Raw genomic sequence first — 19,189 nt, forward strand, 5'->3', positions numbered from 1 at the left:
CCGGACCTGATCCGGGACCTCCCGGCGGGCACACAGGTGCCGCCCGAAACGCCCCTACCCCGAACCGCGCGCCGCGTTCACAATTGCAACCGCCTCAGCCACCGCGTCTTCGATGGCCATCTTTGAAGTGTCCAGAGTGGTTGCGTCCTCTGCCGGTTTCAGTGGCGCATCGGCCCGGTTCATGTCGCGGGCATCGCGCACCAGCACATCGGCCAGCACCTCGTCCAGCGTCACCGCGTGACCCGCCGCCACCAGCTCGCGCCAGCGCCGTTCGGCCCGCACCTCGGCGCTGGCGATGACAAACAGCTTGGCCTCCGCCTCGGGGCAGATCACCGTGCCGATGTCGCGCCCGTCCAGCACCGCCCCGCCGGAACGCCGCGAAAAGGCGCGCTGCACGTCCACCAGCGCCGCACGCACGGCGGGCAGCGCCGCCACCTTGGACGCCGCCTGCGCCACGTCGGGCCCCCGCAGCTCACCCGCATCCAGACTGGTCACGTCCAGCGCCTGCGCCGCCTCGACCGGGTCGACCCCCTCCAGCATCTTGCGACCGACCGCACGGTACAGCAGGCCGGTGTCCAGATGGGCAAAGCCGAAGCGCGCCGCCAATTGCCGCGCTATGGTGCCCTTGCCGCTGGCCGCAGGCCCGTCGATGGCGATGGTAAAGCTCATGTTACGCTCCCTTGGTCCCGATCCAGGCCAGTCGCCGTCTGACAACAATCACCGGCCCGATTTGCATTCCCCGGCCGCCCGACGCGCCAGACTTGCCAGAGCCCGCCGCCGCCGCGACTTGCGGCCAGGTCACCAGAACCGTGGTGACAAAAACCGCCAGTGTACGGCCCGTCAAAAGCAGACAGGCCGCGCGGCTCAACCACGCGTGACCTCGGCCCCTAGCCCGCCCATCAACGCCTCGAATATCGGAAAGCTGGTGGCAATCGGGCCGCCGTCATCCACCGACATCGGCCGGTTGCTGGCCATCCCCATGACAAGGAACGACATGGCGATGCGGTGATCCAGATGGCTTTCCGCCGTCACGCCGCCCGGCACGTTGCCATGCCCCCGGCCCTCGACCGTCCACCAATCCTCGCCTTCCTCGACATGCACGCCCGCCGCGCGCAGGCCCGTGGCCATGGCGTCGATGCGGTCGCTTTCCTTGACGCGCAGTTCCTTGACGCCCGGCATATGGGTGCGCCCCTCGGCGAAGGCGGCGACCACGGACAACACCGGATATTCGTCGATCATGCTGGCGGCGCGCTCTGCCGGGACCTCGATACCCTTGAGATCCGGCGAAAAGCGCGCCCGCAGGTCCGCCACCGGCTCCCCGCCTTCCTCACGCATGTTCTCGAACGTCAGATCCGCGCCCATCTCTTGCAGGGTAAAGAACAGCCCCGCCCGCGTCGGGTTCAGCCCGATGTTCGGCACCAAGACGTCAGAGCCTTCGACAATCAGCGCCGCACAGACCGGAAACGCCGCCGAAGACGGATCGCGCGGCACGATGATGGTCTGCGGCGTCAACTCGGGCCGCCCTTGTAGCGTGATCACCCGGCCCTCATCCGTGACTTCGGTCGAAATCACCGCCCCAAAGCCCGCCAGCATCCGTTCCGAATGGTCGCGGGTCGCCTCATGCTCGATCACCACGGTCTCACCGGGCGCGTTCAAGCCCGCCAGCAGCACGGCGGATTTCACCTGCGCCGAGGGCACCGGCACCACATAGCGCACCGGCAAAGGGTCCGCCGCCCCGACGATGGTCATCGGCAGCCGCCCACCCGACCGGCCATAGGACCGCGTCCCGAACAGCGCCAGCGGATCGGTCACCCGCGCCATCGGCCGTTTGTTCAGGCTGGCATCGCCGGTAAAGGTCGCCGTGATCGGAGAGGTCGCCATCGCGCCCATGATCAGCCGCACGCCGGTGCCGGAATTGCCACAGTCGATGACATTTCCCGGCTCGCCAAAACCGCCCACACCGACGCCATGCACATGCCACGTGTCGCCGATCTTTTCGATCTCGGCCCCAAAGGCCTGCATCGCCTTGGCGGTGTCCAGCACGTCCTGACCTTCCAGCAGACCGGTTACCTTGGTCTCTCCCACCGCCATCGCGCCAAGGATCAGCGACCGGTGCGAAATCGACTTGTCGCCGGGCACATGCGCCTCGCCCTTCAGCGGGCCGGAGGCGCGGGCAGTCATCGGGATCGGGGTGCCGTGGGCGGACATGGGCGCTCTCCTCGCAAAATCGTCGCCGCCTGATAACAAGCGGCCGCGCAGAGGTCCATCGCGCTCATGCAGGGTCATCGCCCGCGGTTTCTTCTGTCCGGAAATATCTCGGGGGGATCGCCTGAAAGGCGATGGGGGCAGCGCCCCCTATCCCAACCCCGCCATCGCAAACAACGGCAAGGCGGCCAGCGCCCAGCCAAGCCCCAGATCATCAAAATCGCCTTCGGGTTCTGCGTCCTCCTCCGGCTCTTCCGGCGCGTCCGGTGGACCACGGAACAGATCGAAGGAATCCGCGTGATCCTGCTGATCGGGCGCGAATCCCAACACCGTCAACAGGTCCTGCGCGGCCTGCGCCGGATCGGCAGCGGTGGGGGGCGGCGGCGCAGGCTCGGTCCGGGGAAGCAGATCGTTGATCTCGGACCAGAAGTCGCGGGCCTCCCCCTCATCCCGTCCCGGTCCCGACGGGGTCTGGGAGGGGCGGGCAGATGTCGGCTCTGCCGCATCGAAAGACATCACCTGCGCCCAGTTTTGCAGCGCCGCATCCGGCCCCTCGGCCTCTGCCGCCTCGGGGGCGTCCTCTTGCCTGTCATCTTGGGCCCTGATGTTGAACAAGACATCCGTGTCCGCAATTTCACGCTCTGCGGTCGGGGCCGGGTTCGGAGTTGGGTTCTGGGCCGGGTCCGGATCGCTGCCGGAAAAATCTCTGGCCTGCGCCAGACCAGGTCTTGGCGCTTCGGCCACAAGGTCCGGCGCATCGGCCTGCGCCTCTGGCACCGGATCGACCAACGGCTCCATCTCGGCGGGTTCGTCAAGGACCACGACCGGACCCGCCGGACCCGCCCCCGGCGCGGTGCTGTCGAACACCGGCGCAAACGAGGCTGTCGGGGTCACATCCACCAGCCGCAATTGCAAAATCTCACCCTCGGCCAGCACCACATCCACCTGTCCGCCGTCATAGACGTCCTCCGGGGCCAGCCGTTCCAGAACCGCCGCCGAAGAGGTATCGCCCGGCGCCTGCCCCGGAGCGACGCCCAGCACCACCGCCTCGACCCCGCCGACATCCGCCACCAGCGGGCGCAGATCGACACCGCTTTGCACCACGCCACCGCCCTGCGGCGCGGTGATATACAGCAGCATGTCGTCGCCATCGGCAAAGCCATGCACCTCGATCCCCGCGCCCTCATACTCTGTCTCGCGGGCATCGTTCGGTGCGAAATCCAGCATCGTCATGCCGGGCAGGTTCTCCGACATCAGCGCAAACATCTCACCGGGGGGCGTGTTGCCGGAATAGCGCATTCCTTCGCTCAGCGCCGACGGCGTGTTCTGGATCAGCGGCCAGACCTGCGCCGCATCCACCCCCTCGGCCATAAACGCCTCGACCTGTTCCAGCATCTCCTGCGCCTGAAACAGACCGTAGTCCTGCGCCTCATCCAGCGAGGAGGAATTGGACCGCAGGTTCCATTCGGTCACATGGATCTCAAGATCCGGGTTTTCCTCAAACCACGTGTCCTGAATCTGATCGAGGTGGAAATACCGCGTGTGCGGCGCATCGGGACCGCGCGAATAGACATGCGCGATGATGCCGTCCACGGCGTCCAGTTCTGCCGCGTCGAACTGTTCGATCACCAGCAGGTTGTTGACCTCGGTCCAGTCGATCCGCGCGTTTGGCGACAAATTCAGCCCGTAGGTGGCGTTCAGATCGGCGGCAATCTCGGCGTCGGTAAAGCCGTCATAGACCTCATCCAGCGAGGAGTCGCCAAAGTTGGTGCCCATCTGCACCAGAATATCGACCTCTGCCGCCTCGGGGTACAGCGGGGCCAGCGCCTGCAATTCGCTGTCGATAATGCGCGTCATCTCGGACGCGACGCGGCCATATTCGACCGCGTTCATCCGCCCAGACCCCCAGTATTCATTGCCAATCTCGAACCCCGCGACCGGCGCATCGCCGTAGTCGCCGGTGATCACCTCGCGCACGAACCCGCGCAGTTCCGCCTCATCCACCGCTGCTAACCGGTCACCATTGTCGTCAAACCGCGTGGCAGAAATCTGTTCGCGCGTCGGCAGCACAATTGTTATCGCGCGGCCGGTGTCGCCCGCGTAATCCATCGCGTCCGACAGCGGCATGAAATACACCACTTCGCCGGTCTCATTGTCGGTGGCGGTGATGGCGTCGGGGTTCGAGAGGTCAAAAAAGCTCTCTGTCAGCGACCCGCCGGGATAGCGCAGACTAGTAACGCCCAGCGCCTCAACCGCTTCGGCATGGCTGCCGGGGCCGGTCATCGGCGCGCGCGGCGCAAGAAGGTTGCCGCCAAACAGCCAAGCGGTGGCGGCCTCGCCAGCACTGGCAAGGGGTACGGAAAGGATGGGCATGATCGCCTCTGCCTGAGGGAAACTCAGGGGCAGATTGGCGAAGAAACGGAAACGAAGTGTCTACACGGGCCGGACAATGCCTAAAACTGGAACAATCACGCCCCACGCCCGCCCGCCAGCAGCGCCGCCGCCAGCATGTCCGCCGCCGAGGTGCTCAGCGCCAGCGGCGTGTCGTGTAGCATCGACAGCCGCGTCAGCGCCTGTAAATCCACATCTCCGCCATGCGGCACCGTCGGGTCGGCGAAAAAGATCACCGCGTCCAGTTCGCCAGTCGCCACCAGCGCGCCCAGTTGCTGATCGCCGCCCCGGTCGCCGCGCTGCAACCGGCGGATGGCCAGTTCTGGGGCCAGTTCGGACAACATGCGCCCGGTGCCCCCGGTGCAGATCAGCCTATGCCCCGCCAGCGCCGCGCGGTGCCGCAGCACCCATGCGCGCAACTGCGCCTTGCGCGTGTCATGCGCCACCAGCGCCAGCCGCCGGGGGGCTGTGGACACCGCCCGCGCCCGCGCCGTGATCGCCAGTATCGCGCGCACCTGCGCCGCGAACCCGCTGCCCTCTGCCGGAAAGACCCCGGACAGCGCCGCCGTGCCCACGGTGAACCCTGCCGCGCCCGCCTGCGCGCAGGCCGCAACCCGGTCTTCGCTGTCGATGCTGCCCGCCATGATCACCGGTTTGCCCACCGCGCCGCAGACCGCCTTCATCAGCGCGGGCACCGCGCCATCGAACCGATAGGCCAACAGGTCCAGCCCGTGCACATGTTCAAAATCCGCCAACTCACGCGCCGAGGCGGCGATATCCTCAATCGGGCCCTCCAGCACGCTGGGATGGCCGGTGATCTTCCCCGGAAACGGATAGTACCGCAGCGGATGGTGGCGCGTGACCTCTGTCACCTCACGCGCCCGCGTCCCGCCCAGCAGGCAATCCACGTCGATCTCGACCGCCGCGCGGGCCGAGGCCAGTTCACTGTCCGCGTCAAGGCTGACCACCTCCAGATACGACCGCCCCCCGGCGCTGCGGATCGCCGCCGCCAGCCCCTTCAACTCGGACAATGGCAGGCCCACGTCCTTGAATCCGATGTGGCGCACCCCGCCTTCCAGCGCCTCTTCCAGACGCGCGCGGGCGTCGGGGATGGTGCGGTCATTGGCGGTCAGCATGAGGATAAAATCAAAGGCCATGGCTCAGATCTCCGTTGCGGTCAGGGGTGTGGCGCGGGTCCATGTGGCGGCGGCCTCTGCAATACGCAGGTGCGGCGCGTGCAGGCTGGCGTCTATCAGGTCTGACAGATGCCCCAGCGCCTCCCCCGGTGCCAGACCGCCCGCGATCAAAGCCGAAAAGACATCGCCCACCCCCTGCGGCACACCCTTGCGCAGCGGCACCGGACAGACCTGCGCGCCCTCTGCCGTCACCCGCAGCACCCCGGTTGTCCCCGGCCCGACGGGGGCAGAGGTGACAAGCACCTCTTGCGCAGGGTCCAACAGGGTTTCGGCAGCGGCGCGGGCCGCCTGCATATCGTCAACCGGCGCGCGCGTCAGCCAGCCCAGTTCAAACAGGTTCGGCGTCAGCACATCCGCCAGCGGCAGCAAGCTGTCGCGCAGCGCCTCTGCCGCCGCTTCGGCCAGATACAGCCCCTTGGGCGCATCGCCCAACACCGGGTCAATCACGATGCGCGCCCCAAGGCGGCGCATCCTCTCCACCAGACCGGCGGCCAAGGCCACATGCTCAGGCGTGGGCAGATACCCCACCAGCAGCGCGTCCTGCTCTGCAAGCCAGCCGTTCGCCGCCACCGCGTCGATCATCGCGCCAAGCTGTTCGGGCGGGACCGGCATCCCGGCCACATGCGGCCAGCCGGGATGATTGGACAGCATCACCGTCGGCAGTTGCGTGACCGTATGGCCCAGCGCCTGCAACGCCGGAGCGCCCGCCGACGCGCCGACATGGCCATGCGCCACCCAGCTGGACAGGATCAGGATGCGGGCCATGCGCTGCGCCTTTGAGCCAAAACCTGCCGCACCACGGTCAGAACCGTTCGACCCAAGGGCGAATGGCGATCTCTTGCGACCATGCGCTGCGGTCCTGTTCGATCAGGTGGCGATAGGTGCGGGCAATCGCCTCGGGCTGCAACATGGAACCCGGCGCATCCGCAGGCTCGACCCGGCCGGGGTTCAGGATCGCCCCGTCGATATTGACCCAGGCGACATGGATGCCCTTGGGGTGCAACTCCCGTGCCATGCTTTCCGCCAAACCACGCTGCGCGAACTTGCCCATCGCAAACGGGGCCGACTGGGCAAAGCCCTTGACCCCCGCCGACGCCCCGGTGAACAGGATGGTGCCGCGTGTGCCGCCCACCGGCTCTGCCGCCAGCATCCGGCGCGCCGCATGTTTTCCGGCCAGAAAGGCCCCCACGGCGGTGACCTCGATGGCCCTGCGCACCTCCTCGGCGTCCAGTTCCGCCACCGGGCCGCGCACCCGCGCGGAGGGGTTATAGATCACCACGCGCGGCGCATCGGACAGATCATCGAACAGCCGCCTGACCGCCGACTCGTCCGTCGCCTCCAGCAGCACCGCCCGCGCCCCGGTCTCTTGCACCACGGCGCGCATCCGGTCGCCGGTCCGTGCGGCCAGTGTCAGCCGGTGATCCCGGCCCAGCTCGCGCGCCAGCGCGGCGGACAGCCCGTCCCCGGCCCCGATGATGACGGCCTGCGGTTTATCCATCCAGCTTTCCTCCCTGAGCGGCTTACACGACCTTGACCCCGATTTGAGTCTATCATAGGACATAACCCGCTGAGCGGGCGTTGTGTAATGGTAAGACCTCAGCCTTCCAAGCTGATGATACGGGTTCGATTCCCGTCGCCCGCTCCATAATCCTTCCCGTATCGGACATGTCCCGCGTCAAGACGGCGCTTGACCCCCGCGCCCCGCGTGGCAAAACGCCCTGTGCGTGACAAGGAAGGAGCCCCCATGGCCGCCAAGACCACCCCCGGCACCGGTGAGCAAGAGCGTGAGAAATCCCGCCGCCTCAAATCCCTGCGCGCGCTCTGGCCCTTTCTGGCACCCTATCGGCTGTTGATGCTGGCCGCGCTTGGGGCGCTGACCGCCACCGCTACGGTGTCGCTGATCCTGCCGCTGGCCGTGCGCCGCGTGGTGGACAATTTCAACACCGAGGACGGCGCGCTGCTGGACCAGTATTTCGGGGCCGCGCTGCTGATTGCGGCGCTGCTGGCGACCGGCACCGCGCTGCGCTACGCGCTGGTGACGCGGCTGGGCGAACGGGTGGTGGCCGATATCCGCAAGGCGGTCTTTGACAAGGTCATCGGCCTGTCGCCCGCCTTCTACGAAAAAATCATGACCGGCGAGGTGCTCAGCCGGATCACCACCGACACAACGCTGATCCTGTCGGTCATCGGCTCGTCGATCTCGATCGCGCTGCGCAACGTGCTGCTGTTTGTCGGCGGCATTGTCCTGATGCTGTTCACCTCGGCCAAGCTGACCGGCCTTGTGCTGCTGATCGTGCCCGCCGTCGTCATTCCGATCCTTGTGCTGGGCCGTCGCGTGCGCAAGCTCAGCCGCGAAAATCAGGACTGGATCGCGGCCTCGTCCGGCAATGCCTCCGAGGCGCTGACCAGCGTGCAGACCGTGCAGGCCTACACCCATGAGACCCAGTCGCGCGGTGCCTTTGCCGATGTGACAGAGAAAAGCTTTGACGCCGCGCGCAAACGGATCTGGACCCGCGCGCTCATGACGATGATCGTCATTTTCCTTGTCTTCACCGGCATTGTCGGCGTGCTCTGGATCGGCGCATGGGACGTGCGCGCAGGCGGCATGAGCGCCGGCACCCTGATCCAGTTCGTGATCTATTCCGTCATGGTCGCCGGTGCCGTGGGCGCCCTGTCCGAAGTGTTCGGCGAGTTGCAACGCGCCGCCGGGGCCACCGAACGCCTTGTGGAACTGCTTCAGGCCGAAGACACCGTCAGCGACCCGGCCCGGCCCCTGCCCGTCCCCACCCCCGTGCGCGGTGAGATCACCTTTGACAACATCAGCTTTTCCTACCCCTCGCGCCCCGGTGTGTCGGCGCTGGCAGAGGTCAATCTGACCATCGCACCGGGCGAAACCGTGGCCCTTGTCGGTCCCTCGGGCGCGGGCAAGACCACCATCATCCAGTTGATCCAGCGGTTCTACGATCCCGCAGAGGGCCGTATTCTGCTGGACGGCGTGGCGCTGGACGGCATGGCGCGGCATGACTTCCGCCGCCACATGGCGCTGGTCCCACAAGACCCGGTGATCTTTGCCGCCTCGGCGCGCGACAACATCCGCTTTGGCCGCCCCGACGCCACGGATGCGCAGGTCGAGGCCGCCGCCCGCGCCGCCGCCGCGCATGAGTTCCTCACCGCCCTGCCGGACGGCTACGACAGCTATCTGGGCGAACGCGGCGTGATGCTGTCAGGTGGCCAGAAACAGCGCGTCGCCATCGCCCGCGCCATCCTGCGCGACGCCCCCGTCCTGCTGCTGGATGAGGCGACCAGCGCGCTGGACGCCGAAAGCGAACGCGCCGTGCAACAGGCCGTCGATACTCTGGCCGAAGGGCGCACCACGATCATCGTCGCCCACCGCCTTGCCACGGTGAAAAAGGCCGACCGCATCGTGGTCATGGAGAACGGCCGCATCGTCGCCACCGGCACCCATGACGCGCTGGTCGCCGAAGGCGGGCTGTACGCCCGCCTCGCCCGCCTCCAGTTCACCGAAGGCATGGCGGCAGAGTAACGCCGTAGGGCGGGCTTCAGCCCGCCACCCCTCCGCACGCGCAACACAGCAAAAAGGGCCGCCCCCGAAAGGGAGCGGCCCACTGTCTTTGCAGGGACGACTTTGCCGGGACGGGACACCCCGCCCACAAAGCCTGTTACTTCATGGTGATCCGGCCATCGGTGTAAGGCTGATACGCGCCATCCTTGGCGAGATACTCCGCCGTCACATCCGCCAGATCGGGGCCAAAGTCATAGGCGTTCTCGGCATCCTTGAACATCGCATAGCCGTCGCCGCCGTTGCGCACATAGTTGTTCGACACCGCGCCATAGACCTTGTCCATCTCGACCGGCGCGCCGCCCACCATGACCTCGGAAATCCGGCTGCCCGGCTCGGCGCTGGCATCCACGGTGAACGTCATGCCCGCCACTTGCGGGAAACGGCCCGCGCCTTCCTCAATCTGGCTGACGCCGTTTTCCAGCGCCTCGACCAGTGTCGCGCCGGTGATCTGGAAGGTCGACAGCGTGTTCTGGAACGGCAGCACGGTCAGCACTTCGCCCATTGTCACCTCACCCGCGTCGATCGAGGCCCGCAGCCCGCCGCTGTTGGCGATGGCCACGTCGATGCCCTGATCCTTGACCCGGTCCAGCATGGCATCCGCCACAAGGTTGCCCATCGAACATTCCATGGCGCGGCAGACGTCGCGATTGCCTTCGATGGCTTCGGCAGCCTCTGCCACCACCTTGTTGCGGATCTCGTCCAGCGGCGCGGCGGCCTCGGCGATGCGCGCCTTGACGGCGTCATCCTCTGTCACCGATGCGTCGATCAACAGCGGACCGCCCTCGGCAGAGATCACTTCCCCGGCGTCGTTGAAAGTCACGTTCAACTCGCCCAGATATTTGCCGTAGGCATAGGCCTGAACGATCTGAACGCCGTTCACGACTGTCGGATACGCGCCCGCAGCCCCCTCCATGTCCCCCAGCAGGGTATTGGAATGGCCGCCCACGATCACGTCAACGCCGGTGGTGTTCTCGGCCACCCGCTGATCGACGCCATAGCCCGAGTGCGACAGAACGATGATCTTGTTCACGCCCATCTCGGTCAGCTTGTCGACCTCACCCTGCACCGCATCCGACGGATCGGTGAAGATGATGTTGTCGCCGGGGCTGGCCAACTCGTCGGTGTCCTGCGGTGTCAGACCGATCAGGCCCAGCTTTTCGCCGCCGCGCTCGATCACCGTGGATTTCATCAGCGCGTCCGCCAGCAGCGGCTCACCGGACACATCCGCGTTCGACATCAGGATCGGGAATTCCACCGCATCCAGAAAGCCGCGCAAAACTTCGGGGCCATCGTCGAATTCATGGTTGCCGACGGTCATGCCGTCATAGCCCATGAGGTTCATCATCTCGGCGGCCAGCTTACCCTTGTAATAGGTGTAGAACAGCGTGCCCTGAAACTGGTCGCCGCCATCCACAAGGATGTGGTTGTTGGTGCGCGCCTTGGCCGCGTTGATCGCGGTGATCAGACGCGCCGAGCCGCCAAAGCATTTGCCCTCGGCGTTGTCCTCTGCGGAACAGCCCGAATCATACTTGCTGATCGGCTCGAACCGGGCGTGAAAATCGTTGGTGTGCAGGATCGTCAGCGAATAATCCGCCTGTGCAGCCCCGGCGATCAACGCCAGCGTGGCAGCACCTGTCATCATGCGAAACATGAGGTTTCCTCTCTGTCGGTTTTGTTTATGGCAATAGCAGACCCCGGCGCGTGCCAAGAGTCAAAGCCTGACTTTGCGTCTGGCTCACGGCTGTAACAGCACGATGAAAGCGGCCCGGTCCCGTGCCGCCGCATTCCGCGCCACGCTTGACCCCGCTCACGCGGCGCGGCATCACTCGGGCCATGGAAATCTACAAGATCCTCCGCGCCGACGAGTGGTCGGCCCTGCGCAGCCAAAAGCAAACCGCTGGCGCGCCCATCGACGTCGCCGACGGTTTTATCCATTTCTCGACCGCCCAGCAGGCGCAAGAGACGGCGGCGAAACATTTCGCCGGGGTAGAGGGGCTGTTTCTGGCGGCGCTGGACAGCGACACCTTGGGCGATGCGCTGAAATGGGAGGTGTCGCGCGGCGATGCCCTGTTCCCGCATCTCTACGGCCCGCTGCGGCTGGCCGACATCCTCTGGTGTCAGCCGCTGCCCTTGGGCGCGGACGGCACCCACAGTTTCCCCGCCGGCATTGCATGAACGACCACATCGACCCCACGCGCGCCCAGTTCGACGCCTTCAAGGCGCTCGACCGCGATGAACCCTGCGAGATGCTGAACCTCGTCCGCCTGCGCGACACCGCGCAATATCCCCACGGGCATGAGCTGGCGGACTCGGGCCACAGCGGGGCCGAGGCTTACCGCCTCTACGGCACACACAGCGGCCCGGTCTTTGCCCGCGTCGGGGGCAAGATCCTGTGGCGTGGCGATTTCCGCAGCGTGCTGACCGGGCCGGAGGCCGAGCATTGGGACCATGTTTTTGTCGCCCGCTACCCCTCTGCGCACGCCTTTCTGGCCATGGTGACGGACGCCGCGTATCAGCGCGCCGTTGTTCACCGTCAGGCCGCCGTGTTGGACTCGCGCCTGATCCGCTGTGCCCCTGCCCCCGCCGGAGAAGTGTTCGGATGACCCCGCTTGAACGTCTTGGCCTGACGGTCATGCACCGGATGGACCCGGAAACCGCCCATGGGCTGGCGCTGCGCGCACTTCAGGCCGGTGTGGCCCACAGCCCCGGCCTTGTGACCTCAAACCGCCTGCGCACCTCCGTCGCGGGCCTCAACCTGCCCAACCCTGTCGGCCTCGCCGCCGGGTTCGACAAAAACGCCACAGCCCTTCAGGGCCTGTCCCGCGCCGGGTTTGGCTTTGTCGAGGTCGGTGCCGCCACGCCCCGCCCGCAGCCGGGCAACCCCCGCCCGCGCCTGTTCCGCCTGACCGAGGACCGCGCCGCGATCAACCGCTTCGGCTTTAACAACGACGGGATGGAGGCGATCGGCGCGCGGCTGACCACCCGCCCTCGTGATCTGATCCTTGGCCTGAACCTGGGGGCGAACAAAGACAGCGCCGACCGCGCCGGGGATTTCGCCCGCGTGCTGACCCATTGCGGCGCCAACGTGGATTTCGCCACCGTCAACGTCAGCTCCCCCAACACCGAAAAACTGCGCGACCTGCAAGGCAAGGCGGCGCTCTCGGCCCTGCTCGCGGGCGTCATGCAGGCCCGCGACGCGCTGACGACCCCCATTCCGGTCTTCCTGAAAATCGCGCCGGATCTTGACGACACCGAACTCGCCGACGTGGCCGAGGTCGCGCTGTCCTCCGGCGTGGCGGGCATCATCGCCACCAACACCACCCTGTCGCGGGCGGGCCTGCGCTCGCCCCACGCCAGCCAAATGGGCGGACTGTCCGGCGAACCGCTGTTCGACCGCGCCACCCGCGTTCTCGCCCGCCTGTCGCAACTGACCGATGGCGCGCTGCCGCTGATCGGCGTCGGCGGCGTCGGCTCTGCCGAACAGGCCTACGAAAAGATCCGCGCGGGCGCGAGCGTGGTGCAACTCTACACCGCGCTGGTCTACGGCGGCCTCAGCCTTGTGCAGGAGATCGCCGAGGGGCTGGACACCCTGCTGGCACGCGACGGATTCGACACGGTCGCACAGGCCGTCGGCAGCGGGCGCGGCGCGTGGCTGTGACAGCCCTCGGGCCAATGCCGCGCCTCACAGGCGCGGCACGTCCTCCGCCGCTTTCGCCGCGTCTACAAAATCCGAAATCTTCACCGCATCCTTGATCCCCGGCGCGGATTCCACGCCCGAGGACACATCGACCTGCGCCGCCCCGGTCATCGCCACGGCGCGGCCCACGTTCTCGGGCGTCAGCCCGCCGGCCAGCAACCAGGGCCGCGACCAACGCCGCCCGGCAATCAGCCGCCAGTCAAAGGCCAACCCATTGCCGCCCGGCAAATCCGCGCCCTTGGGCGGCTTGGCATCCACAAGGATCTGATCCGCAACCCGCTGATACAGCACAAGGCTATCCAGATCCGCCGCCTCGGCAACCCCCACCGCCTTCATCACCGGCAAGCCCCAGCGCGCGCGCACCTCGGCCACCCGGTCCGGCGGCTCTGAGCCGTGCAACTGGATCATGTCAAGAGGCACCACCCCGGTGATCTCCTCCAGCAAATCATCCGAGGGGTTCACCACCAGCGCAACCTTGGCCAGCCCCACCGGCGCGCGCACTGCCAGCTCGCGCGCCACCGAAACAGACACATGCCGCGGGCTCTTGGGAAAAAACACAAAGCCCGCATAAGACGCCCCCGCCGCCACCACGGCGTCGACATCCTCCGGCCGTCTCAGACCACAGATCTTCACGCGGGTATCGGCCATGCGCGCCTCGGTTTCTTCTCTGTAAAAATAACCCGGGGTGAATGCGCCCAAAGGCGCAGAGGGGCAGCGCCCCTCCCCCGCAACGGCGCGGCGATCATCTGGCCTGATCCAGAATCGCCAGCACCTCGTCCTTGTCCTTGTCACGCTCGGCCTGCGTCTTCTTCAACTGACGCTCCAGCTTGCGCACCTCGGTCTTCTTGGCAGAGGCCTCGGCGCGGTACTTGTATTCGCGCAGCCACTCATAAACCTCGCCCAGCACCCAGCCCAGCACCAGAAAGCCCAGCGCCACCGCGAACAGCGGCATCTCGACCGAGAACGCCAGCCTGTCCATCTGCGGAAGACGCGCCAGCCCCTCGGGCAGCGTGTTCAGCGTCACCCACTGCAAGTTCGCGACACAGACAACCGTGAGGACAATGAGCAGAATCGCGTAAAAGGCATATAGAGCGTAGCGCATGGATTACTTTCCGTTCAGGCGGTCCCGCAGCAGCTTGCCGGTCTTGAAGAAGGGCACGTGCTTTTCCTCGACCTCGACCGACTCCCCGGTGCGGGGGTTCCGCCCGACGCGCGCGTCCCGCTTCTTGACCGAAAAGGCCCCGAAGCCCCGCAGCTCGACCCGGTCGCCCCGAGCCATGGCGTTGGTGATCTCTTCGAAGATCGTGTTCACGATCCTCTCCACATCACGCTGATATAGATGCGGGTTCTCATCCGCAATCTTCTGGATCAATTCAGATCTGATCATACCCCACATCCCCCGTGGACTCGGCGTTTGCCTTGTTATTTGCCGGAACTATACGCGCGGGATTACCAAACGGGAACCATCCTTTTCCGGGGAAAACTCAGGTTTTGCAGCGCTTTGCCGGTCAAATCCGGTGCACCGGCGGGAATCCCCGCCGTCCTGCCAGCGATGGTGCCTCACAATATCACGCCAGCGGGGTCCGCGATTCGCCCTGCGCGACCACGCGGCGGGGGCCGATTTCCATCACATTGTATCCGTTAGGGAATGCTCAAGACATCACTCGCATAGTCGCCACAACGATTGACTGAACGGGCCGCCGCCATGGCTTGTTTTCCGTTGCATGGACTGGAGAGAATTTGACACCCTTGGTTTTTCCGGGCGCCGTCCGCCGGGCCCTGGCGCTTGTCTTGCGCAGGCCCGTTGCGTTCGCCGCAAGGTCCGGCCTGCTTCTGGCCTTCTGTGTTGCCGGCGCAGGCAGCGCGCGGGCCGACGACCACATCCTTGCCGTCGGAGCCTGTCCGGCCTGGGCCGGGGTGCCCCCGGCGGTCTGCGAAACCGCCGTGACAGAGGTCACGGCAGCCTTGTCGGCGCGGTACAACGTGCCGGAGTCACAGGTCCATACCCTCCTGAATGCGCGGGCCACGGTCACCGGTTTTGTGGATTTTCTGAATGCCCTGCCGCCGATCGCCGCTGATGACCGGGTCTTTCTGTACATTGTCATGCACAACGGTGGGGGTCATCAGGACCGCGCCGCCTCGGCCAAGGACGACATTCTGGTGTTCTGGTCCGACAGTGACCCCGGCGTGATCGAATTTGCCATTGCCGAAGGCAAATGGCTCCGCGCCAGCGACTTTGGCGACGCAATCGGGCAACTCGGGATGGGGACATTGGTGGCCATCCTCGAAGACTGCCAGTCCGGCGCACTGGGTCTTGAGATCCTGCACGAAACGACCCCGAAAACCGACCGTGTCGCCACCATCGCATCCGCGCAGGCGGGCCAATACGCAAACCTGACTCTGGACTACAAACAGCCGCTGTTCAGCAGCCTGCTGGTCGCCGCGATGCGCGGCCCAAAGGTGCCGCTGTCAGAGCTGCTGACCACCGTTTCCGGTCAGGTCACCGACAGTTCGGGGCCGATCTGCGCCGCGCACAAGGTCAAATCAGCGACCGCTGGCGGCTTCACCCCCGACTGTCGGCAAACACCCGTCATCCGGGATCCGCAGGCGGTCTTGCCCGGCCTGTGATCCCGCACCAGATGTGGTCACGCACGCGCGCGGCCCCATGCCCGGCCATTCCGGCCTCATCAGAGCGTCCGTCGCTCATCCCCCCAAGTGGAGAATGACTATGAAATATGCAATGGCAGCCGCAATTCTCGCAGCATCGACCCTGTCCGCTCAAGCATTCCACATCAGCATCGGTTTTGCGGAAGAAGGTGCAAACGCCGTCCTCTGTGTCGTCAACGATGTCACCGTGCTGGCGGAAAAGTCCGCGGATTGCGATGCCATCGGTGGCATGACCAGCCATGAGGTGACCCCGGTCGCCAAATAAGCGCGCCCTTTTCGCAGCACTTCAAGACCCCGCGTCATGGCGGGGTCTTGTTTCCATCACGGGCCTCGCCTGCCGGATTGCCCGCCGCGGCAACGACAGCCCGAAACCGGCCTGCCGCCTCTTCAGCCTGCGGGGGATGGATGGACCCCCGTCGCCAACCGGACGTCCGGATGACCCGGTCCGGGACACGGACCCCCGCCAAGGGCACCGTCACCCACACCGTCACACACGGACGACCACACCCACACCGCAACCCGCCACGACGTCACGGGCACACACGCGGGCACACCGCCCGTTGTCGCCCCGCCCCACCGTCGCGCCGCAGTTGGCCTTGCTACTGACAGACCGCCGCAAACTCGGTCCAGTCCCCGGACGCCTTGTCCGCAGGCTGGAAATAGACCAGCCGCAGCCCCGCCTCGGCGCAGGTCTTGGCCGCCTCCGTTCTGACATCCTGCGCTGTCCAGGCAGAACCATAGCGCCCGCGAAGCTGCTTTTGCCCTTTAACCTCGACCCGGCGCATGGTCATCCCGGTGCCGCCGGGCGGGGGCCGGTCCTGCATGACCTCTGTCCCGTCGTCGGGGAGTACAATCTGGTCTTGCGCGGCACACGGCCCCGCCAAGATCAGCCCCAAGACCATCAGCACAACATGCTTCATCCGGATCTCCCGTCCCGAACGCCCCCGCGGCGTCCCCCGCAGGAAAGCAAAAAGGCCCCGCAAATGCGAGGCCTTTTCGGTGTCTTTACGGAAACGAGATTACTCGTCGCGCTTCAGAGCCGCGCCAAGGATGTCGCCCAGCGACGCCCCCGAGTCGGAGGACCCGAACTGTTCCACGGCTTCTTTCTCTTCGGCGATCTCGCGTGCCTTGATCGACAGACCCAGACGGCGGGTCTTCGTGTCGATGTTGGTGACGCGCACGTCGACCTTGTCACCGGTCGAGAAACGCTCGGGGCGCTGCTCGGCACGATCACGCGACAGGTCAGAGCGGCGGATGAAGGATTTCATGCCTTCGTATTCCACCTCGATGCCGCCATCCTCGATCGCGGTAACCTCAACGGTCACGATCGAGCCACGGCGCACGCCATCGGCCGCTTCGGCGAACTTGTCGCCGCCCAGCGCCTTGATCGAGAGCGAGATACGCTCTTTCTCGACGTCCACTTCAGAGACAACTGCCTGAACGATATCGCCCTTGCGGTATTCCTGAATGGCTTCTTCGCCGCGCTGGTCCCACGACAGGTCGGACAGGTGAACCATGCCGTCGATCTCGCCGTCGAGGCCGATGAACAGACCGAATTCGGTGATGTTCTTGACTTCGCCTTCGACCTGCGTGTTCTCGGGGTGGGTTTCTGCAAACACCTCCCACGGGTTGCGCATGGTCTGCTTGAGACCCAGCGAAACGCGACGCTTGGCACCGTCGATTTCCAGCACCATGACGTCCACTTCCTGCGAGGTGGAGACGATCTTGCCGGGGTGCACGTTCTTCTTGGTCCAGGACATCTCGGAGACGTGGACCAGACCTTCGACACCGGGCTCCAGCTCAACAAATGCGCCGTAATCGGTGATGTTGGTCACGCGGCCCTTGTGGACCGAGGCCAGCGGGTACTTGACGCCCACCAGATCCCACGGATCTTCCTGAAGCTGCTTCATGCCCAGGCTGATACGGTGGGTTTCCTTGTTGATCTTGATGACCTGAACCTTGACGGTTTCGCCGATCGACAGGATCTCGGAGGGGTGGTTCACACGGCGCCATGCCATGTCGGTGACGTGCAGCAGGCCGTCAACGCCACCCAGATCGACGAATGCGCCGTACTCGGTGATGTTCTTGACCACGCCGTCAACCGCGTCGCCCTCTTGCAGCTTGCCGATGACCTCGGCGCGCTGTTCGGCGCGGCTCTCTTCGAGGATCGCGCGGCGCGACACAACGATGTTGCCACGGCGACGGTCCATTTTCAGGATCTGGAACGGCTGCTTGAGACCCATGAGCGGGCCGGCATCGCGCACAGGGCGCACATCGACCTGGGAACCGGGCAGGAAGGCCACGGCGCCGCCGAGATCGACGGTAAAGCCGCCCTTGACCCGGCCAAAGATCGCACCTTCGACGCGGGCGTCGTCGGCGTAGGCTTTTTCCAGACGGTCCCAGGCTTCCTCGCGGCGGGCCATCTCGCGTGAGATGACGGCTTCGCCACGGGCGTTTTCGGCGGCGCGGAGGTAAACCTCGACTTCGTCGCCAACGTGCACCTCGGGGCTTTCGCCCGGTTCCGCGAATTCTTTCAGATCGACGCGGCCTTCCATCTTGTAACCGACGTCGATGATGGCTTGTCCCGCTTCGATTGCGATGACTTTGCCTTTGACAACAGACCCTTCGTCGGGCGTGTCCATTTCGAGGCTTTCATTAAGGAGGGCCTCGAATTCCTCCATCGATGCGCTAGGCATATGTGTGTACGGTCCTTTACAACAGTTTTCTGGCCATGCGGTTGTCTCCGCCGGTCTGGGATGATGTCCGCCTTCGGCGAAACAAATTGGTCACTCGGTCTTCCGCAAAACAAAGAGGGCCGGATGTTGTCCGACCCTGCTCGATCTCTTTGTCGCGGCGTTTGATGCCTTGTCGACGTTCGCGCGTATAGACCACGCAAAGCCGCCGGTCAAGACATCCGCCCCGGTTGCCCCTTGCGGGCCGGACGTAGGCCGGGCTTCAGCCCGGCACCACCACCGGACCCCGGCACCACCGGCCCCCACCGCGGCCGCCTGTCCTGCCCCGTCACCCGGCTGCAAAGACCTCACCGCCCATGGCGGCGGTCATCTTCATCGGCAATTCCTCTGCCGCCTGCGACCGGATTTCGGCGATCCGCGCCTGTGCCGCGTCCGCCGTCGCGGCATCCGCGTATTCCGTCACAACCATGAAACTGCGGTCCGCCACCCGCACCATAGAGACCCGCTGCGCCCCGACCGACTTGACCAGCGGCACGTATTTTTCACGCGCCAAGGTCTCCATCTCGTCGGTCCAGTCGTCTGTTTCCCAATGCGAAATCGTAAAATGTGCCATAGAAAGTTCCTCCCCTTTCAATGCCGCACCGGAAAGGTGCGGTCCGGGTATACTGCGCCTATTCCGGCGAATCAGGAAGCACAGCCCCGAACCCCGCCAGAGCGGACGGTCATCGGCGGGTCTTCACATTGGCGGCACCGGGCC

The 19,189-nt window shown here is 65.7% G+C and carries 19 protein-coding genes and 1 tRNA gene; 7 read left to right on the top strand and 13 right to left on the bottom strand.

Annotation, left to right across the window (positions count from 1 at the left end; all coding sequences use genetic code 11):
* Window positions 1-54 precede the first annotated feature (54 nt).
* The 6 genes from ACN0S5_RS13755 to ACN0S5_RS13780 all read right to left on the bottom strand — a co-directional run bounded on the left by ACN0S5_RS13755 (window position 55) and on the right by ACN0S5_RS13780 (window position 7,290).
* Window positions 55-669, bottom strand: a complete 615-nt coding sequence (locus tag ACN0S5_RS13755; RefSeq protein WP_417209125.1) for a (d)CMP kinase — start codon at window positions 667-669, stop codon at window positions 55-57.
* Between the two features lie 195 nt (window positions 670-864).
* Window positions 865-2,208: a 3-phosphoshikimate 1-carboxyvinyltransferase gene (gene aroA, locus ACN0S5_RS13760; protein ID WP_417209127.1), complete on the bottom strand. Its 1,344-nt coding sequence runs from the start codon at window positions 2,206-2,208 to the stop codon at window positions 865-867.
* Between the two features lie 147 nt (window positions 2,209-2,355).
* The gene (locus ACN0S5_RS13765) at window positions 2,356-4,578 is read right to left on the bottom strand and encodes a type I secretion protein (RefSeq protein ID WP_417209129.1); all 2,223 of its coding nucleotides are present in this window, start codon (window positions 4,576-4,578) and stop codon (window positions 2,356-2,358) included.
* Window positions 4,579-4,673: 95 nt separating this feature from the next.
* Window positions 4,674-5,753, bottom strand: coding sequence for a methylglyoxal synthase (locus ACN0S5_RS13770; protein ID WP_417209131.1), 1,080 nt, complete (start codon window positions 5,751-5,753; stop codon window positions 4,674-4,676).
* A 3-nt stretch (window positions 5,754-5,756) separates the two neighbouring features.
* Window positions 5,757-6,557: a PfkB family carbohydrate kinase gene (locus ACN0S5_RS13775; protein ID WP_417209134.1), complete on the bottom strand. Its 801-nt coding sequence runs from the start codon at window positions 6,555-6,557 to the stop codon at window positions 5,757-5,759.
* A 37-nt stretch (window positions 6,558-6,594) separates the two neighbouring features.
* Window positions 6,595-7,290, bottom strand: a complete 696-nt coding sequence (locus ACN0S5_RS13780; RefSeq protein WP_417209135.1) for an SDR family NAD(P)-dependent oxidoreductase — start codon at window positions 7,288-7,290, stop codon at window positions 6,595-6,597.
* 73 nt (window positions 7,291-7,363) lie between these two features.
* On the opposite strand from ACN0S5_RS13780, the gene ACN0S5_RS13785 reads away from it, so the two are divergent.
* Together ACN0S5_RS13785 and ACN0S5_RS13790 are read left to right on the top strand one after the other, a co-directional pair.
* Window positions 7,364-7,437: transfer RNA gene (locus tag ACN0S5_RS13785), tRNA-Gly, on the top strand.
* A 99-nt stretch (window positions 7,438-7,536) separates the two neighbouring features.
* Window positions 7,537-9,336, top strand: a complete 1,800-nt coding sequence (locus ACN0S5_RS13790; RefSeq protein WP_417209138.1) for an ABC transporter transmembrane domain-containing protein — start codon at window positions 7,537-7,539, stop codon at window positions 9,334-9,336.
* Window positions 9,337-9,472: 136 nt separating this feature from the next.
* On the opposite strand, the gene ACN0S5_RS13795 is transcribed toward ACN0S5_RS13790, so the two are convergent.
* On the bottom strand, window positions 9,473-11,026 hold the full coding sequence (locus tag ACN0S5_RS13795; RefSeq protein WP_417209140.1) for a bifunctional metallophosphatase/5'-nucleotidase: 1,554 nt from the start codon (window positions 11,024-11,026) through the stop codon (window positions 9,473-9,475).
* A gap of 182 nt (window positions 11,027-11,208) precedes the next feature.
* Here ACN0S5_RS13795 and ACN0S5_RS13800 point away from each other — a divergent pair, with 182 nt between their 5' ends.
* From ACN0S5_RS13800 to ACN0S5_RS13810, 3 genes are read left to right on the top strand one after another with little or no spacing between them, the layout of a single operon-like run.
* A complete protein-coding gene (locus ACN0S5_RS13800) occupies window positions 11,209-11,550 on the top strand; it encodes a DUF952 domain-containing protein (protein WP_417209233.1) in 342 nt (113 codons plus the stop codon).
* Entirely contained in the window at window positions 11,547-11,978 is a 432-nt protein-coding gene (locus ACN0S5_RS13805; RefSeq protein WP_417209143.1) for a DUF1330 domain-containing protein, read from the top strand. Before ACN0S5_RS13800 ends, ACN0S5_RS13805 begins: the two co-directional genes overlap by 4 nt.
* Window positions 11,975-13,033: a quinone-dependent dihydroorotate dehydrogenase gene (locus tag ACN0S5_RS13810; protein WP_417209146.1), complete on the top strand. Its 1,059-nt coding sequence runs from the start codon at window positions 11,975-11,977 to the stop codon at window positions 13,031-13,033. Before ACN0S5_RS13805 ends, ACN0S5_RS13810 begins: the two co-directional genes overlap by 4 nt.
* 24 nt (window positions 13,034-13,057) lie before the next feature.
* Here ACN0S5_RS13810 and ACN0S5_RS13815 read toward each other — a convergent pair whose 3' ends face one another.
* From ACN0S5_RS13815 to ihfB, 3 genes are all read right to left on the bottom strand, one after another.
* A complete protein-coding gene (locus ACN0S5_RS13815) occupies window positions 13,058-13,720 on the bottom strand; it encodes a phosphoribosylanthranilate isomerase (RefSeq protein ID WP_417209149.1) in 663 nt (220 codons plus the stop codon).
* A 94-nt stretch (window positions 13,721-13,814) separates the two neighbouring features.
* Window positions 13,815-14,174 (bottom strand): DUF1049 domain-containing protein, encoded by a 360-nt coding sequence (locus ACN0S5_RS13820; protein ID WP_417209151.1) that lies wholly within the window; start codon window positions 14,172-14,174, stop codon window positions 13,815-13,817.
* Window positions 14,175-14,177: 3 nt separating this feature from the next.
* Window positions 14,178-14,459, bottom strand: coding sequence for an integration host factor subunit beta (gene ihfB, locus ACN0S5_RS13825; RefSeq protein ID WP_058245850.1), 282 nt, complete (start codon window positions 14,457-14,459; stop codon window positions 14,178-14,180).
* A 404-nt stretch (window positions 14,460-14,863) separates the two neighbouring features.
* Here ihfB and ACN0S5_RS13830 point away from each other — a divergent pair, with 404 nt between their 5' ends.
* Entirely contained in the window at window positions 14,864-15,700 is an 837-nt protein-coding gene (locus ACN0S5_RS13830) for a hypothetical protein (protein WP_417209155.1), read from the top strand.
* Window positions 15,701-15,800: 100 nt separating this feature from the next.
* Complete coding sequence (locus ACN0S5_RS13835) at window positions 15,801-16,004, top strand: hypothetical protein (protein ID WP_417209157.1); 204 nt, start codon at window positions 15,801-15,803, stop codon at window positions 16,002-16,004.
* A gap of 334 nt (window positions 16,005-16,338) precedes the next feature.
* Here ACN0S5_RS13835 and ACN0S5_RS13840 read toward each other — a convergent pair whose 3' ends face one another.
* The 3 genes from ACN0S5_RS13840 to ACN0S5_RS13850 all read right to left on the bottom strand — a co-directional run bounded on the left by ACN0S5_RS13840 (window position 16,339) and on the right by ACN0S5_RS13850 (window position 19,045).
* On the bottom strand, window positions 16,339-16,659 hold the full coding sequence (locus ACN0S5_RS13840) for a hypothetical protein (RefSeq protein WP_417209158.1): 321 nt from the start codon (window positions 16,657-16,659) through the stop codon (window positions 16,339-16,341).
* A 99-nt stretch (window positions 16,660-16,758) separates the two neighbouring features.
* Entirely contained in the window at window positions 16,759-18,435 is a 1,677-nt protein-coding gene (gene rpsA / locus ACN0S5_RS13845; protein ID WP_417209160.1) for a 30S ribosomal protein S1, read from the bottom strand.
* 325 nt (window positions 18,436-18,760) lie between these two features.
* The gene (locus ACN0S5_RS13850) at window positions 18,761-19,045 is read right to left on the bottom strand and encodes a hypothetical protein (protein ID WP_417209161.1); all 285 of its coding nucleotides are present in this window, start codon (window positions 19,043-19,045) and stop codon (window positions 18,761-18,763) included.
* Between the last annotated feature and the right edge of the window lie 144 nt (window positions 19,046-19,189).

It is taken from the genome of Antarctobacter sp. (assembly GCF_048262615.1).
In the GTDB taxonomy this organism is placed as follows: Bacteria; Pseudomonadota; Alphaproteobacteria; order Rhodobacterales; family Rhodobacteraceae; genus Antarctobacter.

What these genes read in the sequence shown, in the direction of transcription:
- ACN0S5_RS13780 (WP_417209135.1), bottom strand. Translation starts at nt 7,290, where the DNA reads ATGGATAAACCGCAGGCCGTCATCATCGGGGCCGGGGACGGGCTGTCC.
- ACN0S5_RS13850 (WP_417209161.1), bottom strand. Translation starts at nt 19,045, where the DNA reads ATGGCACATTTTACGATTTCGCATTGGGAAACAGACGACTGGACCGAC.
- ACN0S5_RS13795 (WP_417209140.1), bottom strand. Translation starts at nt 11,026, where the DNA reads ATGTTTCGCATGATGACAGGTGCTGCCACGCTGGCGTTGATCGCCGGG.
- ihfB (WP_058245850.1), bottom strand. Translation starts at nt 14,459, where the DNA reads ATGATCAGATCTGAATTGATCCAGAAGATTGCGGATGAGAACCCGCAT.
- ACN0S5_RS13805 (WP_417209143.1), top strand. Translation starts at nt 11,547, where the DNA reads ATGAACGACCACATCGACCCCACGCGCGCCCAGTTCGACGCCTTCAAG.
- ACN0S5_RS13835 (WP_417209157.1), top strand. Translation starts at nt 15,801, where the DNA reads ATGAAATATGCAATGGCAGCCGCAATTCTCGCAGCATCGACCCTGTCC.
- ACN0S5_RS13800 (WP_417209233.1), top strand. Translation starts at nt 11,209, where the DNA reads ATGGAAATCTACAAGATCCTCCGCGCCGACGAGTGGTCGGCCCTGCGC.
- ACN0S5_RS13790 (WP_417209138.1), top strand. Translation starts at nt 7,537, where the DNA reads ATGGCCGCCAAGACCACCCCCGGCACCGGTGAGCAAGAGCGTGAGAAA.
- ACN0S5_RS13820 (WP_417209151.1), bottom strand. Translation starts at nt 14,174, where the DNA reads ATGCGCTACGCTCTATATGCCTTTTACGCGATTCTGCTCATTGTCCTC.
- ACN0S5_RS13815 (WP_417209149.1), bottom strand. Translation starts at nt 13,720, where the DNA reads ATGGCCGATACCCGCGTGAAGATCTGTGGTCTGAGACGGCCGGAGGAT.
- aroA (WP_417209127.1), bottom strand. Translation starts at nt 2,208, where the DNA reads ATGTCCGCCCACGGCACCCCGATCCCGATGACTGCCCGCGCCTCCGGC.
- ACN0S5_RS13755 (WP_417209125.1), bottom strand. Translation starts at nt 669, where the DNA reads ATGAGCTTTACCATCGCCATCGACGGGCCTGCGGCCAGCGGCAAGGGC.
- ACN0S5_RS13775 (WP_417209134.1), bottom strand. Translation starts at nt 6,557, where the DNA reads ATGGCCCGCATCCTGATCCTGTCCAGCTGGGTGGCGCATGGCCATGTC.
- ACN0S5_RS13840 (WP_417209158.1), bottom strand. Translation starts at nt 16,659, where the DNA reads ATGAAGCATGTTGTGCTGATGGTCTTGGGGCTGATCTTGGCGGGGCCG.
- ACN0S5_RS13810 (WP_417209146.1), top strand. Translation starts at nt 11,975, where the DNA reads ATGACCCCGCTTGAACGTCTTGGCCTGACGGTCATGCACCGGATGGAC.
- ACN0S5_RS13770 (WP_417209131.1), bottom strand. Translation starts at nt 5,753, where the DNA reads ATGGCCTTTGATTTTATCCTCATGCTGACCGCCAATGACCGCACCATC.
- ACN0S5_RS13765 (WP_417209129.1), bottom strand. Translation starts at nt 4,578, where the DNA reads ATGCCCATCCTTTCCGTACCCCTTGCCAGTGCTGGCGAGGCCGCCACC.
- rpsA (WP_417209160.1), bottom strand. Translation starts at nt 18,435, where the DNA reads ATGCCTAGCGCATCGATGGAGGAATTCGAGGCCCTCCTTAATGAAAGC.